The sequence below is a fragment of the Streptococcus oralis genome (genome assembly GCF_001578945.1).
In the GTDB taxonomy this organism is placed as follows: Bacteria; Bacillota; Bacilli; order Lactobacillales; family Streptococcaceae; genus Streptococcus; species Streptococcus oralis_Q.
Map to the genome: position 1 here is coordinate 138,817 of NZ_KQ969552.1, position 3,660 is coordinate 142,476.

Here is a 3,660-nt window from a genome sequence, read left to right on the forward strand (position 1 = left end):
CATCTACCTTGTTCAAACGTTCCCATGGAAGGTCAATATCCGTACGTCCCATGTGTCCATAAGCCGCTGTTTGACGGTAAATTGGACGTTTGAGATCCAGCATTTTGATAATTCCAGCAGGGCGAAGATCAAAGATTTGACGCGCTGCTTTTTCAAGTTTGCTTTCAGCTACTGTTCCTGTACCAAAAGTATCGATACGAACAGAAACAGGCTGTGCCACACCGATGGCATAGGCCAATTGCACTTCTACTTTCTTAGCAAGACCTGCTGCAACGATGTTCTTGGCAATGTAGCGAGCTGCATAAGAGGCTGAACGGTCCACCTTCGTCGCATCCTTACCAGAGAAGGCACCACCACCATGACGAGAGTAGCCACCATAGGTATCCACGATAATCTTACGACCAGTCAAACCTGAGTCTCCTTGAGGTCCACCGATTACAAAGCGACCAGTTGGATTGATGAAGAATTTTGTCTGATCATCCAAGTAAGACGCTGAAATAACTTCTTTGATGACCTTGTTAATGACATCCTCGTGGATTTGTTCATTGCTAACTTCTGGATCGTGCTGAGTTGAAATAACGACTGTGTCCACACGTACCGGACGGTCATTTTCATCATACTCAACTGTAACTTGTGATTTGGCATCTGGACGGAAATAGCTGATTTCACCAGACTTACGAAGTTCTGCCAAACGACGAACCAACTTGTGGCTAAGTGAGATTGGCAAAGGCATGAGTTCTTCTGTCTCATCCACTGCAAACCCGAACATAAGACCTTGATCTCCAGCTCCAATCAAGTCAAGTGGATCTTGGTCTGCATTTCCACGGACCTCCAAGGCTTCGTTAACACCTTGGGCAATATCTGGTGACTGCTCAACAAGTGACGGATGAACTCCCACCGTCTCCGCAGAAAAACCATATTCTGCATTGGTATAACCAATCTCTGCAATGGTATCACGAACCACACGGTTAATATCTACATAGGCATTCGTAGAAATTTCACCAAAAACATGGACAGAACCCGTGTACACAGCTGTCTCAGCAGCAACGTGCGCCTCTGGATCCTTTGCTAAAATAGCATCCAAAATCGCATCTGAAATTTGGTCTGCAATCTTATCCGGATGCCCCTCAGATACAGATTCAGACGTGAATAATTTACGTTCTGACATAAAAATGTCCCCCCTTAAAAAATATTGTTATAGAGTTACAAAGTACTGATAGAAATTTCTACCATCTTATCGGGACTATATAACCTCATCATTATATCACTTTTTACTTTTTTTTGCAGTATTTTCTCTAAATTGAAAAAGAGCCTTTCGGCTCCAATTTTGTTCTTAAAATGTTTGGCGTTTGGCTTTGCGCTCGGCACGGCCACGAGCACGATTTTCAGCACGTTTGGTTTTACGACGTTTTTCATCCACCGCCCATTGAATCTTCTTCTTATAGCCTGGTTTGACTTTTTTCTTTTTCTTTTTAACCAAGCCAATCATTTCAATATCAAGCTTGTCCTGCTTCTTTTCACGATTGGCACGACGATCACGGTCATAGGTATCTTGAAACTCTCCGTCTTTGACCATCTTAGGAGTAAACTTAATCCCTAATTTCTCCAACTCACGGATATCCGAGTCATCACTAGGCTGGTAAAGGGTAATCGCTGTACCAGGCAGTCCGTTGCGCCCAGTTCGTCCAACACGGTGAACAAAGAAGGACAAGTCCTGTGGAATGGCATCATTGATAACATGGCTGACCCCTTCAATGTCAATTCCACGCGCTGCCAAGTCCGTTGCAACAATGTATTCAAAATCAAGATTTTTCACCTGATTCATGATCCGCTTGCGCTCCCGTGGGGGAATATCTCCATGAATCTTGGCCACTTTTAAACCTTGGGCAGTCAAGTATGCATGCAATTCATCAGCACGCGTTTTTGTGTTAACAAAAATCATTGCTAAATAAGGCTGCATCAACTGAGTCAGCTGGTAAATCTGAGCATTCTTGTCGCGGCCCTTGGTCGAAATCAACCAGTTATCAATGGTATCTGAAATAACTGTTTTGGTTTTGATTTTCTCCATGACAGGATTTGACAAGTATTTTTTCAAGAACGGTTGCAATTTTTGTGGAATAGTTGCTGAAAAAACCATGAATTGCAAGTCTTTTGGAAGGCTTCCTGCAATCTTATCAACCGTTTCTAAGAATCCCATATCCAAGGTCATATCGGCTTCATCAACTACAAAGGTCTTGGCCTTGTGAATAGCCAAATCACCAGATTTGACCAAGTCATAGATTCGACCTGGCGTTCCGATAACGATATGTGGCTGGTTGCTAGCAAGTTTTTCAATCTGACGCGCCTTATCTGTACCGCCTACATAATTAACCACACGAACTTCGATATCTGAGTGAGCTGCAATCTGACGAGCTGCTTGGTAGATTTGAGTGGCCAACTCACGACTTGGTGCAGTAATGACTGCTTGCACACTATCGCTAGTTTCATCTAATTGCTGGAAAATTGGTAATAAGAAAGTATGGGTCTTTCCTGAACCTGTTTTTGACTCGCCTACCAAATCACGACCTGCCAGTACAATAGGGATTAATTTTTCTTGTACCTCTGTAGGAGTTGAGAATTTCAACTCCTCCAAGGCTTCTACTATATAATTTTTAAATTGAAATTTCTTAAATAACATACTATCCTCGATTCTATCCTTTCAATTATACCATATTTTGTCCTATTGCAGTAGTCCCATTTGAGTCTCAGTCCTGTAGTAAATCTTCGAGTTACATAAAAGGTTGGAACCTCTGATTCCAACCTCTTTCATTATTTCCAGGTCAATACAGCATTCAAACCATAATGATCACTGACTTGTGGACTATTCTGCCCATCAAAAACTACTTGTAAACTCTCTACTTCCAACTCTTTGGTCGTAAAGACGTAGTCGATTCGTAGTGGTTCGGTATTACCTTTCCAGCCATCAATTTCTGGTGGAACGGTATAGCTACCACTTCTTTCTTTCGCAACTTCAAACGCGTCTTGTAATCCTAATAGGCTAGCTAAAATCGCTTGATAGCCTTCCTGACCAGCTGGATTATTAAAATCACCTGCTAAAATCAGAGGTTTGTTCAAATCTTTTAATACATCCTCAAACCGTGCCCATTCTTCTTGGAAACCTTTATCCCACCAAGAGAGATGAACGCTTGCAAGAGCCAGCTCCTTACCTTCAACCTCTGTCTCAGCCAAGGCAACACGGCGAGTATGATAGTCCGTTGGATCATCTACATCTGACACTAAAATTTCACGTGCTTGAATAGGCGTTTTAGATAAGATTGCCACACCTTCATGGTAGCGGTCATAGCCGATATGATTGTAAGCCCAAGTCCAGTAGTAGGTCCTCCCCTTCTCAGCCAATTTTTCGACCAGGAGTCGTACATAGTGATCCTGATGAATGGATTCTGCTGATGGCAAAGCTTGATAGCGATTGTTAACCTCTACCTCTGGCGAAGTCATTTCTTGATTGATTTCTTGGAAACAAATCAAATTATAATCCTTATCAAGAATGTCTTGGAATAAGATTTGGAATTTTTCCTCTGCTTCCTTCTCCATCCAACTGTGAGTATTAAGTGTTAGAATTTTCATGCTTTTCTCCTAAAACAAGAGGTTGGAAAACAGCTT

At 42.2% G+C, this 3,660-nt stretch carries 3 protein-coding genes; all 3 read right to left on the bottom strand.

Features of this window, described 5'->3' with window-relative positions; genetic code table 11:
- A partial coding sequence (metK, locus tag SORDD16_RS06085; protein ID WP_061452741.1) for a methionine adenosyltransferase occupies window positions 1-1,168 on the bottom strand: 1,168 nt, incomplete at its 3' end.
- A 165-nt stretch (window positions 1,169-1,333) separates the two neighbouring features.
- On the bottom strand, window positions 1,334-2,677 hold the full coding sequence (locus SORDD16_RS06090) for a DEAD/DEAH box helicase (protein ID WP_061452742.1): 1,344 nt from the start codon (window positions 2,675-2,677) through the stop codon (window positions 1,334-1,336).
- 131 nt (window positions 2,678-2,808) lie between these two features.
- Complete coding sequence (locus SORDD16_RS06095) at window positions 2,809-3,624, bottom strand: endonuclease/exonuclease/phosphatase family protein (RefSeq protein ID WP_061452743.1); 816 nt, start codon at window positions 3,622-3,624, stop codon at window positions 2,809-2,811.
- Window positions 3,625-3,660 lie beyond the last annotated feature (36 nt).

Excerpts from the sequence above, each read along its gene's own strand:
- SORDD16_RS06090 (WP_061452742.1), bottom strand. The coding sequence starts at position 2,677 with ATGTTATTTAAGAAATTTCAATTTAAAAATTATATAGTAGAAGCCTTG.
- SORDD16_RS06095 (WP_061452743.1), bottom strand. The coding sequence starts at position 3,624 with ATGAAAATTCTAACACTTAATACTCACAGTTGGATGGAGAAGGAAGCA.